A 902-nucleotide genomic window follows, 5' to 3' on the forward strand; every position below is an offset into this window, starting at 1 on the left:
ATATCGTCACCTTGCGTGGCTTTAATCCACTGTAAGTATTGCGGTGTTTGAGGCGCAGACAACTGTTGCAGTTGTTCCAACAAACTATTCATCTGAACATGGCTGTTGTCGCTTCCTCGTTGGCTGAGTCGAGCTTTGACTCGTTCACAGGTCGTCTGCAAACGAGCGTCGGAAATGGGTTTGAGCAGGTAATCTGCCGCATTTTGCTCAAACGCTTTAATGGCATAGTCATCATAAGCAGTAACAAACACGATCAAAGGCGGGTTGGCCAAACGATTGAGTTTTTGCGCCAAACTCATGCCATCTAACACGGGCATACGAATATCAAGAAAGGCAATATCAGGTTGGCTTTGCTCAATGGCGAGCAAGGCTTGTTCGCCATCAGCTACCTTGGCAACGATGTCCAACTCCGGCCACACTTCCGCGAGGCTTTTATCGAGATGATGCCGCAATAACGGCTCATCATCGGCGATAATGGCAGTAAACCCTGTATTCATTTCACTGTTCCTTAGTTGTCATTGGCCAACTCAAACGCACACTCACACCACTTTCGGAAGATTCACTGATCGACACCTGACCTTGGCCAGCAAATAAGGCATCCATGCGCTGTTTAAGGTTACTCAACCCAATCCCCGAACCAGAGTGATTGCTGACGTGACTCAACCCCACGCCAGTGTCTTTCACTTCAATTTGCAACAGTTGTTTCTCTTGCTTTATCAGCAATTGGACTTCACCACCTTCACGTTTTGGCTCGATGCCGTGAATAATGGCGTTCTCTACCAAAGGTTGCAGCATCATCGGAGGCAACTCTGTATTTCCTAACCCTTCTTGCACCTCGATTGTGTAACTTAAGCGCTCGCCTAAACGAATTTTTTGAATACCCAGATAAGCGTCAATCAAGG

At 47.3% G+C, this 902-nt stretch carries 2 protein-coding genes; both read right to left on the bottom strand.

Annotation, left to right across the window (positions count from 1 at the left end; translation table 11 throughout):
- A partial coding sequence (locus tag R7E78_RS25170) for a response regulator (protein WP_318058479.1) occupies positions 1-497 on the bottom strand: 497 nt, incomplete at its 3' end.
- A 1-nt stretch (position 498) separates the two neighbouring features.
- Positions 499-902 (bottom strand): sensor histidine kinase (locus R7E78_RS25175; protein WP_318058480.1); only part of this gene is annotated, 404 nt, incomplete at its 5' end.

The organism is Vibrio sp. YT-19(2023), from assembly GCF_033337395.1.